Below are 18,991 nucleotides of genomic sequence, written 5' to 3' on the forward strand. Positions count from 1 at the left end.
CCCGATGCTGTGATTTCCGGGGGCGACTCCCGGACCCCCGGCCGGGGCCTGGCTCAGTTCACGGGCGTGAAGTCCCTCGCCCTGATGCTGTGATTTCCGGGGGCGACCCCCGGACCCCCGGCCGGGGCCTGGCTCAGTTCACGGGCGTGGAGTCCCTCGCCCTGATGCTGTGATTTCCGGGGGCGACCCCCGGACCCCCGGCCGGGGCCTGGCTCACTTCACCGGCGTGAAGTCCCTCGCCCCGATGAACTCGGGCCGCCGGACCGGAGCCGCGAACGGCTCCACCGCCGCGTTCTCCACGCTGTTGAACACGATGAACACGTTGCTGCGCGGGAACGGAGTGATGTTGTCGCCCGAGCCGTGCATGCAGTTGCAGTCGAACCAGGTCGCCGAACCGGCCTTGCCCGTGAACAGCTTGATGCCGTACTCGGAGGCCATCTTCGTCAGCGCCTCGTCGGACGGCGTGCCCGCGTCCTGCATCTGCAGCGACTTCTTGTAGTTGTCCTTCGGCGTGGCGCCGGCGCAGCCGAGGAACGTCCGGTGCGACCCCGGCATGATCATCAGGCCGCCGTTGGTGTCGTAGTTCTCGGTCAGCGCGATCGAGACGGACACCGTGCGCATGTTCGGCAGGCCGTCCTCCGCGTGCCAGGTCTCGAAGTCGGAGTGCCAGTAGAAGCCGCTGGCACCGAAGCCCGGCTTGACGTTGATCCGCGACTGGTGGACGTACACGTCCGAGCCGAGGATCTGCCGCGCACGCCCCACGACCCGCTCGTCGCGCACCAGGTTCGCGAACACCTCGCTGATCTTGTGCACCTCGAAGACGGAGCGGATCTCTTTCGACTTCGGCTCGACGATCGACCGCTCGTCGGCGCGGATCTCCGGATCGGTGACGAGCCGCTCCAGCTCCTGCCGGTAGACGGCGACCTCGTCCTCGGTGATCAGCTCGTCGATGGCCAGGAAGCCGTCGCGCTCATACGCCTGGAGGTCGGCCAGCGAGATCGGCCCCGGCGTACCGGGAGCGCCCCACACGACCGGGTCCTGGCGCGGGACCGACACCTCGGTCGTGCCGCGGCTGGGGTAGAGATCGGTGACGGCTGTGCTGGTGGTCAGGGTCATCGGTGATTCACACCTCCTCGGTGAGCAGGGGGTAGACGCCGTTCTCGTCGTGGTCCTCACGGCCGGTGACGGGCGGGTTGAAGACGCAGAGGCAACGGAAGTCCTCCTTGACCCGCAGCGTGTGCCGCTCGTGCCCGTCCAGCAGGTACATGGTCCCGGGCGTGATCGTGTACGTCTTCCCGGTCTCGCGGTCGGTCAGCTCCGCCTCGCCCTCGACGCACACGACCGCCTCGATGTGGTTCGCGTACCACATCGACGTCTCGGTGCCCGCGTAGAGGATCGTCTCGTGCAGGGAGAAGCCGACCTTCTCCCTGGCGAGGACGATGCGCTTGCTCTCCCAGGTGCCCGACGCGGCTTTCACATGCCGGTCGGTACCTTCGATGTCCTTGAACGAACGGACGATCACGGTACTGTGTGCCTCCTCTTCAGGGGTTTGTCAGGCGGTCTCGCGGACGGCGCGGGCGAGGATGCCCAGACCCTCGTCCAGCTCGTCGGGGGTGATGGTGAGGGCGGGCAGCAGTTTGACGACCTCGCTCTCGGGGCCCGAGGTCTCCACGAGCAGCCCGAGCTCGAAGGCACGGCGCGCGACCCGGGAGGCCCGCTCCTTGTCGTGGAACTCCAGGCCCCACACGAGCCCGCGGCCGCGGTACTCCTTGATGTCGGCGAGGTTCTCCTCGGTGATCGAGATCAGCTCCTGCTCGACCTGCTCGCCGCGCGCCCGGGTCTGCTTCTCCATCGCGGACCCGTCGCTCCAGTAGGTCTCCAGGGCGGCGGTGGCCGTGACGAACGCGGGGTTGTTGCCGCGGAAGGTGCCGTTGTGCTCGCCCGGCTCCCAGACGTCCAGCTCCGGCTTGAACAGGCACAGCGACATCGGCAGCCCGTAGCCGCTGATCGACTTGGACACGGTGACGATGTCCGGCACGATCCCCGCCTCCTCGAAGGAGAAGAAGGCGCCGGTGCGACCGCAGCCCATCTGGATGTCGTCGACGATCAGCAGCATGTCCTGGCGCGCGCACAGGTCGGCGAGGGCCCGCAGCCACTCCGGGCGGGCGACGTTGATGCCGCCCTCACCCTGGACCGTCTCCACGATCACGGCGGCGGGCTTGTTGAGCCCGGAGCCCTGGTCCTCGAGCAGGCGCTCGAACCACAGGAAGTCCTGGACCTTGCCGTCGAAGTAGTTGTCGAAGGGCATCGGGGTGCCGTGCACGAGCGGAATACCCGCGCCGGCCCGCTTGAAGGCGTTGCCGGTCACGGCCAGCGACCCCAGGGACATCCCGTGGAAGGCGTTGGTGAAGGACACGATGGCTTCGCGGCCCTTGACCTTCCGTGCCAGTTTCAGGGCGGACTCGACGGCGTTGGTGCCGGTCGGGCCGGGGAACATCACCTTGTAGGGCAGGTCGCGCGGGCGCAGCACCACGTCCTGGAAGGCCTGCAGGAACGAACGCTTGGCGACGGTGGACATGTCGAGCCCGTGGGTGACGCCGTCCCGCTCCAGATAGTCGATCAACGCCCGTTTCAGTACGGGGTTGTTGTGGCCGTAGTTGAGCGACCCGGCGCCGGCGAAGAAGTCGAGGTACTCGTGCCCGTCCTCGTCGTACATGCGGCTGCCCTGTGCGCGGTCGAAGACGGTGGGCCAGCCGCGGCAGTAGCTGCGCACCTCCGACTCGAGGGTCTCGAAGACGCTGAGGTCCGGCTGGGTGATGGTCACGACGGAAACGCTCCTCGGTGTGTGGGGGAGGGGAGTCGGACTGTGGGTGTGGGTCGGGGTGGGGGGATCAGGCGGTGTGCTGCAGAGGCCCGATGCGGTAGAGGACCTCGGGGTCGTGCGGTCCGTCCGGGAACTGGCGCGTGTCGAAGAGCACCTCGCGCTCGACGGTCGCGCCGTGCCGGGTGGCGAACGAGGTGAACAGCCGCTCGGAGGCGGTGTTGCCCGGGGTGATGGTGGTCTCGATGCCGGTGACGCCGTGCTCGGCGGTGACCCGGGCCGCGACCGCGTCGAGCAGACGGGCGGCGAGGCCGCGCCCGCGGTACGCGCCGTCCACGGCGACCTGCCACACGAGGAGGGTGTGGGGGCGCTCCGGCCGCAGGTACGCGGTGAGGAACCCGACGGGCCGCCCGCCGGGCTCGGCGCGCACCACCGCCGAGGTGCCGGCGAAGTCACGGCACCACAGCAGATAGCTGTAGGAGGAGTTCAGATCGAGGGCTTCGGAGTCCTTGGCGATACGCCAGAGTGCGGCGCCGTCCGCCACCTCAGGACGGTCGATCCGCAGCGCCTCCGGCGTTTCCAGGAATTCCGCTGACAGGTCTGCTTGTGCGGCGGTCATGCGGATTCAATTTACCCGTGGAAATTCGAAAATGCATCGTCGGAGGGGGTTACGGCCGGGCGGTGGATGTGTTATCGCGCGGGCGCGCACATGCGCGCGGATCGGCGGCGCTTGCTGGGGAAATGCCCTGACATTGCAGGGCGAAACGCCCGTCCTGTGGAGTCGATCACACCCCGGCGATCCACACGAGATCTGCCCGAATTACCTCGGACGGCGTTCGCAGAATCTTTGCGTTTAGGTCGGAGCAGAGCGGGCAGAAGAATGCGGGGAGCTACCCTGGAAAGGAATTCCAGAATTACCCGGAAGGAGCCCGGAGGGCAATGCCGATTTCAGGCGCCGGTCACTCCGTCGATGCGTTCCCGAAGGATGTCGGCGTGACCGTTGTGCCGGGCGTACTCCTCGATCATGTGCACATACACCCACCGAAGGCTGACCTCCAGCCCGCCCATGGGTCCGCCATCGGGTATACGCCCCACGTCGTCGAGCGAGAGCCCGGCACACACCTCCCGCCCGCGGGCGATCTCGTCCCGCCACGCCTGGAGGGCCTCGGCGATCCCACGCCCGGGTACGAGCCGGTACCCCGTCTCCTCCTCGAACACCGGAGGCAGTCCCGCATCGCCGAACGCCCGCCGGAACCAGTTCCGCTCCACCTCGGCGAGGTGCTGCACAAGCCCGAGCAGGGTCAACTCCGACGGTTCGGCCGCCGCGAGCCGCACCTGCCGGTCGTCGAGCCCGGCGCACTTCAACTCCAGCGTGGCCCGATGAAAGCCGAGCCAGCTCTCGAGCAGCGGCCGCTCGTCACCGGTCATGAGGGGGACGGGCCGGCCGTCGGGGAGCGTCTGGGGAGCGTCACCGGTCATGGACCGAGCATCCCACCCGGCCGCCAACTCTGGCCGCACCCAAAGGAGTTGAGGCCCGGGCGGGCCCCTGGGACGGAAAGGGGCGGGTCAGGGCCCCGGGGGTGTGAGCCTCCGCGGCACGCGCCCAAGCACGGCTAGCGCCACACCGCCGCCACCGCCGCCCGAGCCGCCTCCACATCCACGTCCGCCCCGGATTCCCCCAGCGCCGCCCCCAGGGCCGCCAGAGCCGCCCCCACGGCCTCCGCCGTCGCATCGGACCCGTAGTGGTTGACCCGGATCATCTCCTTCGCCAGCGCACCCCCGCCCGCCGCCAACGGCACCTCCGGGGCGCACTCCAGTGCCCACGCGACCAGCTCAGCCGCCACCACACCGGACGGTGCCCGCAGCGTCGTGGCCACCGGCGCCGCCTCCGCCGCCTCGTACACCTACGGCTCCAGACCGCCACCGAGCGCGACCGTCCCCACCCGTGTCGCCGCCGCCGCGGACCGGTGCCGGGCCATCACCGTCTCCAGCCCGTCCGCCTCGATCCGCTCCAGGCACGCCTCGAGGGCCAGCATCTCCAGCTGCGCCGGAGCGTGCAGCAGCGCCTTGCGGCCGCCGTCGATCCAGCGCTCCTTCCAGTCGAGAAGGGAGAGGTACGACCGGCGCGGCGCACGCGGGTTCGCCGCCATCCGCGCCCATGCCCGCTCGCTCACCGACACCGCCGACACCCCCGCCGGCCCGCCCAACGCCTTCTGCGCCCCGATCACGCACAGGTCCACCCCCCACGCGTCCGGCAGCACCGGCTCCGCGCCGATGGCGGCCACGGCGTCCAGATAGAACAGTGCGCCGTGCTCCCGCACCACCGCCCCGATCTCCGCCACCGGGTTCGTGTTGCCGGTCGCCGCCTCCGCGTGCACCAGGGACACGAAGTCGATCTCCGGGTGTTCGGCGAGGGCCGCACGGATCTGCGCCGCCGTGACCGCCGTGTGGAACGGCACCGCCAGGTCGTACACCGTCGCCCCGCAGTCCCGCAGCCAGTCGCCGAAGATCTGGCCGTACGGCCCCGTGATCACGTTGAGTGCGGTCGTGCCGGGCCCGGCCGTCCCGCGGATCGCGCCCTCCAGCGGCAGCAGCGCCTCACCCTGCGTGATCACGACGTCCTGCTCGGTGGACAGCAGCCGCGCCACCCGGTCCTCGATCGAGGCGAAGCGGGCGGCGCTCAGCGGGGGGAGGTCCAGGAGGGGGTGGGTCACGGGGGGTGCTCTCTTCGCTCGCGGAGGTCGGCGGTCTCGTGCCGGTGCCGATGTCGATCTCCGTGTCGGTGTCGGTGTCGATTGACGGTCTTGAGGGTAACCGGCAGCCGTCGTCCCCCGTTTGCCGATCACTTCTCAGGCGAGTAGGCCCTCCAGCCATGGGTTCGGTTTGAGCAACCCAAACTTTTCCTTATAATCGGAACCCGCTCCTCCCCGCCCACAGGGGAAGCAGGATTCCCCACAGAGAGGTCCTCCGTGAACACGCTCTTCGGGCGCCGGGCCCGCATCCTGGCCGCCACCACCGCGACGGCCGGAGTGCTGCTCGTGGCCGGCTGCACCTCGAGCGGCAGCGGCGGCGGCGCCGGCAAGTCGGCCGCCGGCGGGGTGGAACTCGTCAAGGCCGGTCAGCTCACCACCTGCACCCACCTGCCGTACCCGCCCTTCCAGTCGGAGATCAACGGCAAGGTGCAGGGCTTCGACGTCTCGATGATCGACCTGGTCGCCAAGGACCTCGGGGTGAAGCAGGCCATCGTCGACACGCCGTTCGAGAACTTCAAGACCGGCGCGTTCCTCAACTCCGGCCAGTGCGACCTGGCCGCGGCCGGCATGACGATCACCGCCGAGCGGAAGAAGCACGTCGACTTCTCCGACCCCTACTTCGACGCCACCCAGGCCGTCCTCGTCGCCAAGAAGAGCGGCATCACCTCGCTGGCCGACATCAAGGCCAAGGGGAAGAAGCTCGGCGCCCAGGCTCAGACCACCGGCGAGGACTACGCGAAGAAGCAGGGCTTCGACCCGATCTCCTTCGAGTCCTCCGACGCGGTCCTCAACGGCCTGCGCACCGGCCAGGTCCAGGCGGTCGTCATCGACTACCCGGTCGTCCAGGGCTGGCTCAAGGACAAGGCCAACGCGGACGCCTTCAAGCTCGTCGGCAACATCAACACCGGTGAGCAGTACGGCTTCACGGTGAAGAAGGGCAACACCAAGCTCCTCGCCGCCATCAACAAGGCGATCAAGGACGCGAAGGCCGACGGCACGTACAAGAAGCTGTACGAGCAGTGGATCGGCCCCTACAACCCGTCCGCCGCCTCGCCGTCCGCCTCATGACCGACACGACGGACACGGCCAGGGCCGAGGTACAGCCCCGCAGGAAGGGGCTGACCCGGTCCCAGAAGCGCAAGGTGTCGCGCGGTGTCCAGTACGCCGTCTTCGTCGTCGCCGTGATCGCCTTCGCGGCCACGGCCGACTGGGGACGGCTGCAGAACCAGTTCGCGCAGGCGGACATCGCCCGGCAGATGTTCCCGGACGTCATCACACTGGCGCTGAAGAACACCGTGCTGTACACCCTGTCCGGCTTCGTCGTCGGCCTGGTGCTCGGCATGCTCCTCGCACTCATGCGGCTGTCGTCCGTCGGCCCGTACCGCTGGCTGGCCGGGATCTACATCGAGATCTTCCGCGGCCTGCCCGCGCTGCTGATCTTCATCTTCGTCGGTGTCGCCGTACCGCTCGCCTTCCCCGGCACGGAGATCATCGGCGGCACGTACGGCAAGGTGGCCCTCGCGCTCGGCCTGGTGTCGGCCGCGTACATGGCGGAGACGATCCGCGCCGGCATCCAGGCCGTGCCCAAGGGCCAGATGGAGGCCGCGCGTTCACTGGGCTTCTCGCCCGCCCGCGCGATGGTCTCCATCATCGTCCCGCAGGCCTTCCGGATCATCCTCCCGCCGCTCACCAACGAACTCGTCCTGCTCTTCAAGGACTCCTCGCTGGTGCTGTTCCTCGGCGTGACGCTGGAGGAGCGCGAACTGTCCAAGTTCGGCCGTGACCTGGCCAGCACGACCGCCAACTCCACGCCGATCCTGGTCGCCGGCCTGTGCTACCTGCTGGTCACCATCCCGCTCGGCTTCGTCGTCCGCCGCATGGAGGCCAAGGCCCAGGGAGCCGCCAAGTGAGCAGCACCCCCGAGATCACGATCCGCGACCTGCACAAGTCCTTCGGTGACAACGAGGTGCTGCGCGGCATCGACCTGGAGATCGGCCAGGGCGAGGTGGTCTGCGTCATCGGCCCGTCCGGCTCCGGCAAGTCCACGCTGCTGCGCTGCGTGAACCTCCTGGAGGAACCCACCAAGGGCCAGGTGTTCGTCGGCGGCACCGAGGTCACCGACCCCGATGTGGACATCGACGCCGTACGCCGCCGTATCGGCATGGTGTTCCAGCAGTTCAACCTCTTCCCGCACCTCACGGTGACCGAGAACCTGACGCTGCCGCAGCGCCGGGTTCTCCGGCGGGACAAGGCCGAGGCGGCGAAGATCGCCGCCGCGAACCTGGAGCGGGTCGGCCTGTCCGAGAAGGCGGACGCCTACCCCTCCTCGCTCTCCGGCGGCCAGCAGCAGCGCGTCGCCATCGCCCGCGCCCTCGCCATGGGTCCCGAGGTGATGCTGTTCGACGAGCCGACCTCGGCGCTCGACCCGGAGCTGGTCGGCGACGTGCTCGCCGTGATGCGCAGGCTGGCGCAGGAGGGCATGACGATGATGGTCGTCACCCACGAGATGACCTTCGCGCGCGAGGTCGCCGACCGCGTCGTCTTCATGGACGGCGGCGTGATCGTCGAGGACGGCACGCCCGAGCAGGTCATCGGCGACCCGAGCCACGAGCGCACCCGGCACTTCCTCTCCCGGCTCCTGGACCCCGCGCGGGCCGAGGTGGAGGAGGAGACCTCGGACCAGGTAGGCCGGAAGCCGTGGCAGGCGAGCGCCAACTAAGGTGCGGGGCATGAGCGATCACGCGGTGCTGCACGTGAGGGGACGGGTTCTGGTCGGACCCGAGGACGTCCGCGACGAGCTGTGGGTGGTCGGCGGCCGGATCTCGTACGACCGCCCCGCCGGCGCCCGAGACGTCCGGACCGTCGAGGGCTGGGCGCTGCCCGGCCTGGTCGACGCGCACTGCCACGTCGGTCTCGACGCGCACGGCCCGGTCCCCGAGGACGTCTCGGAGAAGCAGGCGCTGACCGACCGGGAAGCGGGCACGCTGCTGATCCGGGACGCGGGTTCGCCGTCGGACACCCGCTGGATCGACGACCGGGACGACCTCCCGAAGATCATCCGGTCCGGCCGGCACATCGCGCGCACACGCCGCTACATCCGCAACTACGCCTGGGAGATCGAGCCGGACGAGCTGGTCGCCCACGTCGCCCAGGAGGCGCGGCGCGGCGACGGCTGGGTGAAGCTGGTGGGCGACTGGATCGACCGGGACCTCGGTGACCTGTCGGCCTGCTGGCCGCGCGAGGCGGTGGAAGCGGCGATCGCGGAGGCCCACCGCCTCGGCGCGAGGGTCACCGCGCACTGCTTCGCCGAGGACTCGCTGCGGGACCTGGTGGAGTCGGGCATCGACTGCATCGAGCACGCGACCGGGCTGACGGAGGAGACCATCCCGCTGTTCGCGGAGCGGGGGGTCGCGATCGTGCCGACGCTGGTGAACATCGCGACGTTCCCGAGGCTGGCGGACGGCGGCGAGTCGAAGTTTCCCCGCTGGTCGGCCCATATGCGCCGGCTGCACGAGCGGCGCTACGACACGGTGCGGGCGGCCTACGACGCGGGGATCCCGGTGTACGTGGGGACGGACGCCGGGGGGACGCTGCCGCACGGCCTGGTGGCGGCGGAGGTGGCGGAACTGGTGACGGCGGGCATCCCTGCCGTGGCGGCCCTGTCGGCGGCGACCTGGGCCGCCCACGAGTGGCTGCGCCGGCCGGGGCTGGAGGAGGGCGCGGCCGCGGACCTGGTGGTGTACGAGACGGACCCGCGAGCGGACGTACGGGTCCTGGCGGCACCGAGCCGAGTGATCCTGAACGGCAGGGCGGTCGCCTGACCCCGGGGGTTTCTCGCCCCCGCCGCCCCTGCCCTTCCCGTCCCTGTGCGCCCCGGACCCCCGGAAATCAGCCCCTCCGGTGTTCGAGGAGCGGGATCCAGAGGGCGGAGCCCCTGAGCGGGGTCGAAGGGGCGGAGCCCCTGGAGGACGGGACGGGAAGGGGCGGCGGGGGCGAACCCCCTCACCGCGCGGCCAGCGTCACCGCCCGGTCCAGTGCCTGCAGAAAGCGGTTGACCGTCACCCGGTCCCGTACCGCCACCCGCAACCACTCCTCGTCCAGCCCCGGAAACGTGTCCCCGCGGCGCACCGCGAAGCCCAGGTCCCGCAGATGCCGCCGCACGGCGGCCGCCCGTGCCAGCCGGAGCAGCACGAACGGCCCCTCCGCCGGCTCCGCCACATACAGCCCGTCCGGCCCGAACTCCCGCAGCCCGGCCACCAGATGCGCCCGGTCCGCCGCCCCCCGGTGCGCCGCGTGCGCCGCCTCCGCCAGCGCCCGCGGCGACACGCAGGCCTCAGCCGCCGCGAGCGCCGGCGTCGACACCGGCCACAGCGGCTGTGCCCGCTCGAGTTGCGCGATGGTCTCCGGCGCGGCCAGGACGTAGCCGATGCGCAGCCCCGCCAGACCCCAGGTCTTCGTCAGGCTGCGCAGGACCACCAGGCCCGGCACGTCCGTACGGCCCGCGAGCGCCTCCCGCTCGCCCGGCACCGCGTCCATGAACGCCTCGTCGACCACCAGCACCCGCCCCGGGCGGGCCAGTTCCTCGATCGCCGACGCCGGGTGCAGGACGGACGTGGGGTTCGTCGGGTTGCCGATCACCACCAGGTCCGCGTCCTCCGGCACCAGCGCCGGATCCAGTCGGAAGCCGTCCGCCTGCCGCAGCAGCACCCGCTCCACCGCGTGCCCGGCGGCCCGCAGCGCCGCCTCCGGCTCCGTGAACTGCGGGTGCACCACGACCGGCCGCCGCACCCTCAGGGCGCGGGCGAGCAGTACGAACGCCTCCGCCGCCCCCGCCGTCAGCAGCACCCGCTCGGCCGGCACACCGTGCCGCGCCGCCACCGCCGCCCGTGCCGCCCGCCCGTCGGGATAGGCCGCGAGCCCGCCCAGCGAATCGGCGATCACCTCCCGCAGCCACGCCGGAGGCGTGTCCGCACGCACGTTCACCGCGAGGTCGGTCAGCCCCGCCCCGCCGTCACGGACCTCGGCGTCCCCGTGGTGCCGCAGGTCGTGCTGTGCCCCGTCCCGTTCAGTGCGCATGGGAGTGCGCGTGCCCCCCGTGATGGTGTCCATGACCGTGATGGTGATGTCCGTCGCCGTGACCGTGCACGTGCCCGTCGTCGTCCGGGTGGAAGTGCGGCTGCTGCGGCAACCCCACCTTGTCCTCGAAGCCGGGCAGCGCGATCCGGTACACGCACGAGTCGCAGTTCATCCGCAGGTCGCCCTTCAGCGCCTCCTCGTACCGCTCCATCACCAGATCCAGCAGCTCCGGTTCCGGACCGATGACGTCCGCCGACCGCACCTCGATCTCCGGGTGCGCCGCCGCCCATCCCTCGGCCTGCTGCCGCACCCGGTCCGGCAGGATCCCCGTGAAGAGGAAGTAGGGGAGGACCACGATCCGCTTCGCGCCCAGCTTCGCGCACCGGTCCAGGCCGCTCGGCACGTCCGGCGCCGCCAGCGACACGAACGCCGTCTCCACGCCCGCGTACCCGCGCCCCTCCCACAGCAGCCGCGCCGCCTTGTACACCTCGGCGTTGGCGTCGGGGTCGGTGGAGCCACGGCCCACCAGCAGCACCGTCACCTCGGCGCGCTCCTCCGGCGTCCGGGCCGCCCCGCCCAGCGCCTCGTCCAGCCGCCGCTCCAGGACGGACAGCAGCGCCGGGTGCGGGCCCAGCGGGCGGCCGTAGGTGTACGAGATGCCGGGGTGCCGTTCCTTCTCACGGGCCAGCGCCGCCGGGATGTCGCCCTTGGCATGGCCGGCGGACACCAGCATCAGCGGAACGGCGGCGAACCGTCGTACACCCCGGGCCACCAGTCCGGCGACCACGTCGCCCAGCGGGGGCGCGGACAGCTCGATGAAGCCGCCCGCGACGGGCATCTCGGACCGGAGCTGCAGCTGCCGTACGAAGTCGCGGAACGCCTCGGCTCCGGCCTCGTCCCGGGTGCCGTGGCCGGCGATGAGCAGGGCGGGCGGCGGGGTGGTCACGATGTCTCCTCGAGCTTCGGAACGGGGTGGTACAGCAGGGCGTTGAGCGCGGCGGCGGCGACCGCCGAGCCGCCCTTCTCGGACACGTTGCTCACGGCGGGCAGCCCGCTCTCGCGCAACGCGGCCTTGGACTCGGCCGCGCCGACGAAACCGACGGGCAGACCGATGACGAGCGCGGGGGAGGCGTCCAGCTTCAGCAGCTCCTCCAGGGCGGTCGGCGCGCAGCCGATCACCCACAGGGCGCCCGGGCCGACGTCCTCGTACGCCAGCCGGATCGCGTGTGCCGAGCGCGTCATGCCGGGGGCCGACCTGGCGTCCTTCAGGCGGCAGACCGTCTCGCGGCGCGTGATCCCGGCCGCGACCATCTCCACGTCCACCACCACCGGCGCCCCGGCGTGCAGCGCCGCGTGCGCCTTCTCCAACTCGCCCTCGTCCATGACGAGGTCGGCCGCGTAGTCGAGGTCGGCGGCGGAGTGGATGACCCGCTCCACCACCGCCCGGCTCAGCGGCGGGAAGTGCGAGGTGTCGAGGCGGGCGCGCAGCCGCCGGAAGGACTCCTCCTCGATCGGGTGGACCACACGGTTCACTTGGGCTCCTCCTGCCAGCGGTATCCGCGCGGGGTGACCATGCGGCCCGCGATCTCACGGGTCGCCGTGTTGCCCACGGTCACGACCGTCATCATGTCGACCGTCGCCGGGTCCAGTTCGGCCAGGGTCGTGAGGCGACCGGACTCGTCCGGCCGCGACGCGTTGCGGACGACACCGACCGGTGTCGTCGGCTCCCGGTGCCCGGCGAGGATCGCCAGGGCCTTCGGCAGCTGCCAGTCCCGGCCCCGGGAGCGGGGGTTGTAGAAGGTGACGACGAGGTCGGCCTCGGCCGCCGCCCGCACCCGCCGCTCGATGACCTCCCACGGGGTGTGCAGGTCGGAGAGGCTGATCGACACATGGTCGTGGCCGAGCGGCGCGCCCAGGATCGCCCCGGCCGCGAGCGCCGCCGTGACGCCGGGCACGCCGACCACGTCGATGTCGTCGGACGCCTCGGCGAGCGCGGGCGAGGCCATCGCGTACACGCCGGCGTCGCCGCTGCCGATCAGCGCGACCGCGTGCCCGCGACGGGCCTCGGCGACCGCCGTGCGCGCCCGCTCCTCCTCGGCGCCGAGCCCCGACTCCAGGATCCGGGTGCCGGGGCGCAGCAGGTCCCGGATCTGGTCGACGTACTGGTCGAGTCCGACGAGCACGGACGCCCGCCGCAACTCCTGCTTCGCGCGCGGCGTCAGCAGGTCCCGGGCGCCCGGCCCGAGGCCGACGACCGCGAGCCGCCCGCGCCCCGGCCGGCGTACGACGGCACAGGTGACCATGGCCGACTTCCGCTTGGGTACAAGGAGTTCACCCCCGCGCACCAGTGCGGCGGCCTCCGCCACGGACGGTGTGCCCACGGCGGCGAGCGGCGCCTCGGACGGGTTCGGCACGTCGACCTTCGCCAACTCCTCGGCGGCGTAGGTCACGAGCGGAACGCCGAGCCGCCGCGCCGCCTCGACGATGCCGGGCTCCTCCGCCTTGGCGTCCACGGTGGTCAGCTCGGCGAGCGACTTCACACAGAGACCGGCGTCCCGCAGCGCGCCCTCCACGAGCCCCAGCACCTCCTCGACCGGGGCACCCCTGGACGCGCCGACACCCACGACCAGGGTGGGCGGCCGCAGTACGACCTCCCGTTCGGCGGGCTCGACGGCGCGGTCGGTGACCCGGATCGAGTACGTGCCTGCGGTGGCGACCCGCAGCGGCGGCAGCGGCCAGCTCACCTCCGACTCCAGCGCGACCGGCTCCCCGTCGAGCAACGCCCGCGAGACCGCGGCGACATCGCCCTCCACCGGGAACCCGAGCGTGTCGAGCCCGGGCAGCCCCACGGCGTCCGTGGCGGTCGTCACGACCGGCTCCGCGCCCAGCACCTCGCCCACGGCGCGGGCGAGTTCATTGGCGCCGCCCGCGTGCCCGCCGACCAGGGACACCGCGAACCGCCCGCCCTCGTCGACGCACACCACACCCGGGTCGGCGGCCTTCTCGCCCAGCAGCGGCGCGATCAGCCGTACGACCGCCCCGGTCGCCAGGAAACACACGAGTTGCTCGCACTCCGCGAAGGCGGCCCGTACGGCGTCCTTCACGGGCCCGTCGTACACCCGCGTACGGTCCGGCCACGCCGCGGCCAGCCGGTCCCGCGCAGCCGCCCCCGCCGCGGTGGCGGAAATGAGGCCGATCACTGAGCTACTCCTTCGTGCAGTGCGGGGCCCCGCGTGCCCCACAGCAGGAAAACAGGGTTGGTCGCCGCGAGCCGGGTCACATCGCCCGGCAGCGGCGCGAGGCGCGACGACTGCAGCAGGACGCCGTCGCAGGAGAACCCGGCGGCGACGAGGGCCTCGCGCGCCGCCGGTACGCGGTCCAGGGCGGCCATCGCGATCACCACCGCCCGCCGGGCGCGCCGCGCGCACGCCGTGACGATGGCGGGCAGTTCCCGGCCGCCGCCGCCGACGAACACCGCGTCGGGGTCGTCGAGTCCGTGCAGCGCCTCCGGTGCCGTCCCGTGCACGACCCGCACGTCCACGCCGTGCGCGGACGCGTTGGCGCGGATCCGCCCAACCCCGTCGGCCGTCTTCTCGACGGCGGTGACGGCGGCGCCCAGCCGTGCGCACTCGACGGCGACCGAGCCGGAGCCCGCGCCGACGTCCCAGACCAGATCGCCGAGCCGTGGCCCGAGCCGGGCCAGGGCCAGGGCGCGCACCTCGAACTTGGTGATCATCGAGTCCCGGTGCGCGAACGCGCTCTCGTCCAGGGCCCACGCGGAGGGACCCGCAGGCGCCCCGGCGACCGTGCGCATGGGCCCCAGCGCCCGTGACTCGTCCAGGCACAGCACCACGCTCACCGCAGCCCCCCAGTCGCGCTGCGCCGCCTCCGCGGGCGTCACCCGCTCCACGCGCTCACGCTCCGGGTCGCCGAGCGCGCTCGCCACGACGAGGACCCGGTCGCCGCAGTCGTCGGCGAGCGCCGCCCCCAGTTCGGCGGGACCGGCCCCGGGCCCGGTCAGTACGGCGACCTTCGGGCGCGCCCGGCAGACGTTGACCGCGGTGCGCATCCGTCGCCCGTGCGCGCTCACCACCACCGCGTCGTCCCAGGTCAGCCCCAGCCGCGCGAAGGCACCGGCCACCGACGACACCCCGGGCCGCACATCCAGCCGGTCCGGCCCGAACCGCTCGGCCAGCGCCCGGACGATCCCGAAGAACCCGGGATCACCGGAGGCGAGCACGACGACCCGCCGCTCCTCGTCCCCCTTCTCCAGGGTCCGCTCGACGGCGTCCAGCGCGGGCGCCAGCGGCCCGAGCACGATCCGCTCGGCGCCCGCGGGCAGCCGGGCGGCGTCCAGATGCCGCCGCCCGCCCACGACGAGGTCCGCCCCCGCGAGGAGGTCCTCGGCGAGCGGCGCCCCCGTGCCCGTACCGACGACCGTGATCACGTGCTCGCACCCCGTGCGCGCAGGGCCTTGCGGGCCTCGGGGTCGGCCTTGCGGTAGCCGTGGAAGTGACCGGGGTGGTACAGGTGCGAGCGCGTGCCGTGCGCGTCGAGCGCCGGGCCGACCAGGAAGAGGGTGTGCTTCCAGAGCTTGTGCTCCTTGACGGTCTCCTCCAGCGTGCCGATCGTGCACTTCACGACCAGTTCCTCCGGCCAGGTCGCCTGGTGGGCCACGACGACCGGGGTGTTCGTCGGGTAGCCGCCCTCCAGCAGCTCCCGCACGAGCTGCCCGCTGCGGGCCGCGGACAGGAAGATCGCCATGGTGGTGCCGTGCCGGGCGAACTCGCGCACCTCCTCGCCGGGCGGCATGGGCGTCTTTCCGCCGCCGAGCCGGGTGAGGACGACGGACTGCGCGACCTCGGGGATGGTCAGCTCCCGCCGGGCGAGCGCGGCGACGGCGGAGAAGGAGGAGACACCCGGGACGACCTCGGTCGCGATACCGATCTCCGCGCACCGGTCCAGTTGCTCCTGGGTGCCGCCCCACAGGGCCGGGTCGCCCGAGTGGATCCGGGCGACCTTCAGGCCCTCCGCGTGCGCCCGCCGGTAGACGGCGACCACGTCCTCCAGGGACATCGTGGCCGAGTCGAGGATCTCGGCGTCCTCCCGGGCGTGTTCGAGGACCTCGGCCTGGACGAGGCTGGCCGCCCAGATCACGACGTCGGCCTCGGCGATGGCGCGCGCGGCACGGAACGTCAGCAGGTCGGCGGCGCCGGGGCCGGCACCGACGAAGGTCACCTTGCCGGTGGGGGCATCGGCCATGGGTTCGGGTCCTCTCGTACGGAATGTCACGATGTGTGCGGGCGGAATCGGGGCCTGATGTGCGCGACCGGGGCCCGATCGGATAGCAAGGGCACATGGCGGTCTTCGTCGCGCTCGGCGCGTTCCTGATGACGCTGGCCGGCGGCTGGACGGCACAGCGCGTGACCGACCGTCGCCATCTGGTCCTGGGCCTGGCCGGCGGACTGATGCTCGGGGTGGTCGGCCTGGACCTGCTGCCGGAGGCACTGCGCGCGGCGGGCACCGAGGTGTTCGGCGTGCCGGCCGCCCTGCTGCTGTTCGTGGGCGGCTTCCTGCTGGCCCACCTGGTGGAGCGGCTGCTCGCCGCGCGCCGGGCGGCACACGGGGCGGACGAGCACGACCACCAACGGGCGCCGGAGGTGGGCCTCACGGCGGCGGCCGCCATGGTGGGTCACAGCGCCATGGACGGCGTGGCGATCGGTGCGGCCTTCCAGGTGGGCGGCGGCATGGGCCTGGCGGTGGCGCTGGCCGTCATCGCCCACGACTTCGCGGACGGCTTCAACACGTTCACCCTCACCAGCCTGTACGGCAACGCGCGCCGCAAGGCGGTCGCGATGCTGTTCGCGGACGCGCTGGCGCCCGTGCTGGGCGCGGCCTCGACCGCGTTCGTCGCCATCCCGGAGTGGTTCCTCGGCGGCTACCTCGGCCTCTTCGGCGGCGTACTGCTCTACCTCGCCGCGGCCGAGATCCTGCCCGAGGCCCACCATGAGCACCCCGCCCACTCGACCCTGCTGTGCACGGTCGCGGGCACCGCGTTCATCTGGCTGGTGGTGGGCCTCGCGGGCTGATCCGCCGCCGGTCACAGCTTGCCGCCACGGGTGCCGTCGCGCCGGGCGGGCGCGATCAGGGTGGACAGGTAGGGCAGGGAGCCGCCGTCGAGGTCGGCGGCCGGGCGGATGGACTCCTCCGGAAGCCCGAGCGCGGACCCCCACACGGCGTCCTCGATGCGTCCGGTCTCCCGCAGCGCCTCGGCGACCTCCCGCGCCTGCCGCCCGAACTTGTACGCGACGACGGTCCCGGGCCCGTCGAGAGCCTCCTTCAGCACGGCCGAACCGGCGGTGACGGGCACGAGGGTGAGCGGCTCGGTGCCCTCGGTCAGCACGGCCCCCGACCGGGCGGCGAGGTCCTGCATGGCGGTGATACCGGGCACGGTCTCGACGACGGTCCCGGGCACCAGCTCCTGGACGGTCTGCGCGAGGTACGTGAACGTCGAGTACACGTTCGGGTCGCCGATGGTGGCGAAAGCGACGGCCGTATGCCGCCGAAGCAGCCGGGCGACCCGCTCCCCGGCGGCGTCCCAGGCGACCTCGCGCCGCGCCCGGTCGGTCCGCTCGTTGAGCGCGAAGACGACGCGGACGACCTTGTCCTCGGGCACGTAGTGCAGCACGGTCGCCTCCGCACGCCCCCGCTCCCCGGTATCCATGACCGGTACGACGACGACATCGGCGGCCCGCAGAGCGTTGACGCCCTTGACGGTCACCAGCTCGGGGTCGCCGGGGCCCACCCCGACTCCGATCAGCCTGCTGCTCATGACGTCCGGCACCTCTCCACGAACCGACGGGCCACGCCGGGCGCCGATGCCCAGTGCGTGTGCAGATAACTCGCGTGCACGCCGTGCTGCACGAAACCTTCCAGGCGCCGCTGAGGAGCGCGCACGCCCCAGGCGGGAGCGGCCCCCGCGCCGGGCTCGACGACGGTCCGGTGGAACTCGTGCCCGCGCATCCGGGCCCCGGCCGCGCCGAGGACGCTGTCACCGACGGCCACGGCGTCGCGATAGCCGAGGGTGAGCCGCTCACTCATCCGGGCGGTGGCGTCGAGCACCCCGCACATGGGCTGCCCGTCCAACTCCCGGCACAGGTACAGCAGCCCGGCGCACTCGGCGGCGACGGGCGCACCGCTGAGGGCGAGTTCGCAGACGGCCTTGCGCAACGGCTCGTTGGCGGACAGCTCGGCGGCGTACACCTCGGGGAAGCCGCCGCCGATGACCAGGCCGCGCGTACCGTCGGGCAGTTGCTCGTCACGGAGGGGATCGAAGGTGACGACCTCGGCGCCGGCGGCGGTGAGGAGTTCGGCGTGTTCGGCGTAGGAGAAGGTGAAGGCGGGACCGCCGGCTACGGCGACCACCGGGGACGGGGCGTTCAAGCCCGGTCCAGCACCACTCGGCCCGTCCTGGGGGTACCCCCTGCTCGAAGAGCTTGGGGGAGTTTGAGGACGAGGCCGTTCAGGCCGATAAGGGGGGCCTGGGGGCGCAGCCCCCGGAGTCGGGACGGGAAGGGGCGGCGGGGGCGAAACGCCGAGGACCTCAGCCGCATCCCACGCCGCACCCGGCAACGCACCCGCGCTTCGAGCCAGCGCCACCAGCGCATCCAAGTCGCACCCGGCAGAAACCTGCGCGGCCATCGCCGCAACCGCCCCCATCGCCTCCGCCCGCCGCTCGGCGACCGGAACCAGCCCCAGATGACGCGACGGCGTGTCGACCTGCGGAGCCCGCCGCAGCACCCCCAACACCGGCACCCCGGCCGAATCCAGCGCCTCCCGAAGAAGCTCCTCGTGCCGATCGGACCCGACCTTGTTGAGGATCACGCCGCCGACCCGCACCTCGGGATCCCATGACGCGAACCCGTGCACCAGCGCCGCCACCGACCGCGACTGCGACGACGCGTCGACCACGAGCACCACCGGCGCCCGCAGCAACTTCGCCACGTGAGCGGTGGACGCCAGCTCACCTTCCCCCGCGGCCCCGTCGTACAGCCCCATCACGCCCTCGACGACGGCGAGGTCGCACCCCCGCGCCCCGTGCAGGAACAGCGGAGCGACGAGCTCCGGTCCGCACAGGTACGCGTCGAGGTTGCGCCCCACGCGCCCGGTGGCGAGCGCGTGATACCCGGGATCGATGTAGTCCGGCCCGACCTTGTGCGGGGACACGGCGAGCCCCCGCCCGGCGAAGGCCGCCATCAGCCCCGTGGCAACGGTGGTCTTGCCGCTGCCCGACGCAGGCGCGGCGATGACCAGCCGGGGCACGGACGACGAGGAGGACATC

The 18,991-nt window shown here is 72.2% G+C and carries 18 protein-coding genes and 1 pseudogene; 5 read left to right on the top strand and 14 right to left on the bottom strand.

The genetic code is table 11. The features are described from left to right. Positions 1–213: 213 nt before the first annotated feature. From thpD to ACFYZJ_RS05795, 6 genes and pseudogenes are all read right to left on the bottom strand, one after another. On the bottom strand, positions 214–1,116 hold the full coding sequence (gene thpD, locus ACFYZJ_RS05770) for an ectoine hydroxylase (RefSeq protein ID WP_388563206.1): 903 nt from the start codon (positions 1,114–1,116) through the stop codon (positions 214–216). Positions 1,117–1,123: 7 nt separating this feature from the next. Next, positions 1,124–1,522, bottom strand: a complete 399-nt coding sequence (locus ACFYZJ_RS05775) for an ectoine synthase (protein ID WP_388563208.1) — start codon at positions 1,520–1,522, stop codon at positions 1,124–1,126. A gap of 30 nt (positions 1,523–1,552) precedes the next feature. Further along, complete coding sequence (gene ectB, locus ACFYZJ_RS05780) at positions 1,553–2,824, bottom strand: diaminobutyrate--2-oxoglutarate transaminase (RefSeq protein WP_388563210.1); 1,272 nt, start codon at positions 2,822–2,824, stop codon at positions 1,553–1,555. A 67-nt stretch (positions 2,825–2,891) separates the two neighbouring features. Further along, positions 2,892–3,440: a diaminobutyrate acetyltransferase gene (gene ectA, locus ACFYZJ_RS05785; RefSeq protein WP_388563212.1), complete on the bottom strand. Its 549-nt coding sequence runs from the start codon at positions 3,438–3,440 to the stop codon at positions 2,892–2,894. A 329-nt stretch (positions 3,441–3,769) separates the two neighbouring features. Further along, positions 3,770–4,300: a DinB family protein gene (locus tag ACFYZJ_RS05790; RefSeq protein WP_388563214.1), complete on the bottom strand. Its 531-nt coding sequence runs from the start codon at positions 4,298–4,300 to the stop codon at positions 3,770–3,772. Positions 4,301–4,434: 134 nt separating this feature from the next. Then, positions 4,435–5,535, bottom strand: a pseudogene (locus ACFYZJ_RS05795) (pyridoxal-phosphate-dependent aminotransferase family protein). Between the two features lie 255 nt (positions 5,536–5,790). Between ACFYZJ_RS05795 and ACFYZJ_RS05800 the strand changes: the two are divergent. From ACFYZJ_RS05800 to ACFYZJ_RS05815, 4 genes are read left to right on the top strand one after another with little or no spacing between them, the layout of a single operon-like run. Then, positions 5,791–6,642, top strand: a complete 852-nt coding sequence (locus ACFYZJ_RS05800) for a transporter substrate-binding domain-containing protein (RefSeq protein ID WP_388563216.1) — start codon at positions 5,791–5,793, stop codon at positions 6,640–6,642. Beyond that, entirely contained in the window at positions 6,639–7,484 is an 846-nt protein-coding gene (locus ACFYZJ_RS05805) for an amino acid ABC transporter permease (protein ID WP_388563218.1), read from the top strand. The genes ACFYZJ_RS05800 and ACFYZJ_RS05805 overlap by 4 nt, the downstream gene beginning before the upstream one ends. Then, positions 7,481–8,293 carry an amino acid ABC transporter ATP-binding protein gene (locus ACFYZJ_RS05810; protein ID WP_388563220.1) on the top strand — a complete coding sequence of 271 codons (813 nt, stop codon included), beginning with the start codon at positions 7,481–7,483 and terminating at the stop codon, positions 8,291–8,293. The genes ACFYZJ_RS05805 and ACFYZJ_RS05810 overlap by 4 nt, the downstream gene beginning before the upstream one ends. Before the next feature lie 10 nt (positions 8,294–8,303). Then, positions 8,304–9,395: an amidohydrolase family protein gene (locus ACFYZJ_RS05815; RefSeq protein WP_388563222.1), complete on the top strand. Its 1,092-nt coding sequence runs from the start codon at positions 8,304–8,306 to the stop codon at positions 9,393–9,395. Between the two features lie 181 nt (positions 9,396–9,576). Here the strand turns inward: ACFYZJ_RS05815 and cobC are convergent, their stop codons facing one another. From cobC to cobM, 6 genes are read right to left on the bottom strand one after another with little or no spacing between them, the layout of a single operon-like run. Then, positions 9,577–10,683 (bottom strand): Rv2231c family pyridoxal phosphate-dependent protein CobC, encoded by a 1,107-nt coding sequence (gene cobC, locus ACFYZJ_RS05820; RefSeq protein ID WP_388563224.1) that lies wholly within the window; start codon positions 10,681–10,683, stop codon positions 9,577–9,579. After that, on the bottom strand, positions 10,640–11,596 hold the full coding sequence (locus ACFYZJ_RS05825) for a sirohydrochlorin chelatase (protein WP_388563226.1): 957 nt from the start codon (positions 11,594–11,596) through the stop codon (positions 10,640–10,642). The genes cobC and ACFYZJ_RS05825 overlap by 44 nt, the downstream gene beginning before the upstream one ends. Next, positions 11,593–12,183: a precorrin-8X methylmutase gene (locus ACFYZJ_RS05830; RefSeq protein ID WP_388563227.1), complete on the bottom strand. Its 591-nt coding sequence runs from the start codon at positions 12,181–12,183 to the stop codon at positions 11,593–11,595. The genes ACFYZJ_RS05825 and ACFYZJ_RS05830 overlap by 4 nt, the downstream gene beginning before the upstream one ends. Further along, complete coding sequence (gene cobJ / locus ACFYZJ_RS05835) at positions 12,180–13,850, bottom strand: precorrin-3B C(17)-methyltransferase (RefSeq protein ID WP_388563229.1); 1,671 nt, start codon at positions 13,848–13,850, stop codon at positions 12,180–12,182. The genes ACFYZJ_RS05830 and cobJ overlap by 4 nt, the downstream gene beginning before the upstream one ends. Then, positions 13,847–15,097, bottom strand: a complete 1,251-nt coding sequence (gene cbiE / locus ACFYZJ_RS05840) for a precorrin-6y C5,15-methyltransferase (decarboxylating) subunit CbiE (RefSeq protein WP_388563231.1) — start codon at positions 15,095–15,097, stop codon at positions 13,847–13,849. Before cbiE ends, cobJ begins: the two co-directional genes overlap by 4 nt. Beyond that, positions 15,094–15,912 carry a precorrin-4 C(11)-methyltransferase gene (gene cobM / locus ACFYZJ_RS05845; protein WP_388563233.1) on the bottom strand — a complete coding sequence of 273 codons (819 nt, stop codon included), beginning with the start codon at positions 15,910–15,912 and terminating at the stop codon, positions 15,094–15,096. The genes cbiE and cobM overlap by 4 nt, the downstream gene beginning before the upstream one ends. Before the next feature lie 95 nt (positions 15,913–16,007). Here cobM and ACFYZJ_RS05850 point away from each other — a divergent pair, with 95 nt between their 5' ends. Continuing rightward, positions 16,008–16,739: a ZIP family metal transporter gene (locus tag ACFYZJ_RS05850; protein ID WP_388563235.1), complete on the top strand. Its 732-nt coding sequence runs from the start codon at positions 16,008–16,010 to the stop codon at positions 16,737–16,739. Positions 16,740–16,750: 11 nt separating this feature from the next. Here ACFYZJ_RS05850 and cobI read toward each other — a convergent pair whose 3' ends face one another. Next, positions 16,751–17,482, bottom strand: a complete 732-nt coding sequence (gene cobI / locus ACFYZJ_RS05855) for a precorrin-2 C(20)-methyltransferase (protein ID WP_388563237.1) — start codon at positions 17,480–17,482, stop codon at positions 16,751–16,753. Next, entirely contained in the window at positions 17,479–18,990 is a 1,512-nt protein-coding gene (locus tag ACFYZJ_RS05860; protein WP_388563398.1) for a cobyrinate a,c-diamide synthase, read from the bottom strand. Before ACFYZJ_RS05860 ends, cobI begins: the two co-directional genes overlap by 4 nt. Between the last annotated feature and the right edge of the window lies 1 nt (position 18,991).

It is taken from the genome of Streptomyces sp. NPDC001848, from assembly GCF_042891915.1.
Classification (GTDB): domain Bacteria; phylum Actinomycetota; class Actinomycetes; order Streptomycetales; family Streptomycetaceae; genus Streptomyces.

Excerpts from the sequence above, each read along its gene's own strand:
- thpD (WP_388563206.1), bottom strand. The coding sequence starts at position 1,116 with ATGACCCTGACCACCAGCACAGCCGTCACCGATCTCTACCCCAGCCGC.
- ectA (WP_388563212.1), bottom strand. The coding sequence starts at position 3,440 with ATGACCGCCGCACAAGCAGACCTGTCAGCGGAATTCCTGGAAACGCCG.
- ACFYZJ_RS05790 (WP_388563214.1), bottom strand. The coding sequence starts at position 4,300 with ATGACCGGTGACGCTCCCCAGACGCTCCCCGACGGCCGGCCCGTCCCC.
- ACFYZJ_RS05805 (WP_388563218.1), top strand. The coding sequence starts at position 6,639 with ATGACCGACACGACGGACACGGCCAGGGCCGAGGTACAGCCCCGCAGG.
- ACFYZJ_RS05815 (WP_388563222.1), top strand. The coding sequence starts at position 8,304 with ATGAGCGATCACGCGGTGCTGCACGTGAGGGGACGGGTTCTGGTCGGA.
- cobC (WP_388563224.1), bottom strand. The coding sequence starts at position 10,683 with ATGGACACCATCACGGGGGGCACGCGCACTCCCATGCGCACTGAACGG.
- cobM (WP_388563233.1), bottom strand. The coding sequence starts at position 15,912 with ATGGCCGATGCCCCCACCGGCAAGGTGACCTTCGTCGGTGCCGGCCCC.
- ACFYZJ_RS05850 (WP_388563235.1), top strand. The coding sequence starts at position 16,008 with ATGGCGGTCTTCGTCGCGCTCGGCGCGTTCCTGATGACGCTGGCCGGC.
- cobI (WP_388563237.1), bottom strand. The coding sequence starts at position 17,482 with ATGAGCAGCAGGCTGATCGGAGTCGGGGTGGGCCCCGGCGACCCCGAG.
- ACFYZJ_RS05860 (WP_388563398.1), bottom strand. The coding sequence starts at position 18,990 with ATGTCCTCCTCGTCGTCCGTGCCCCGGCTGGTCATCGCCGCGCCTGCG.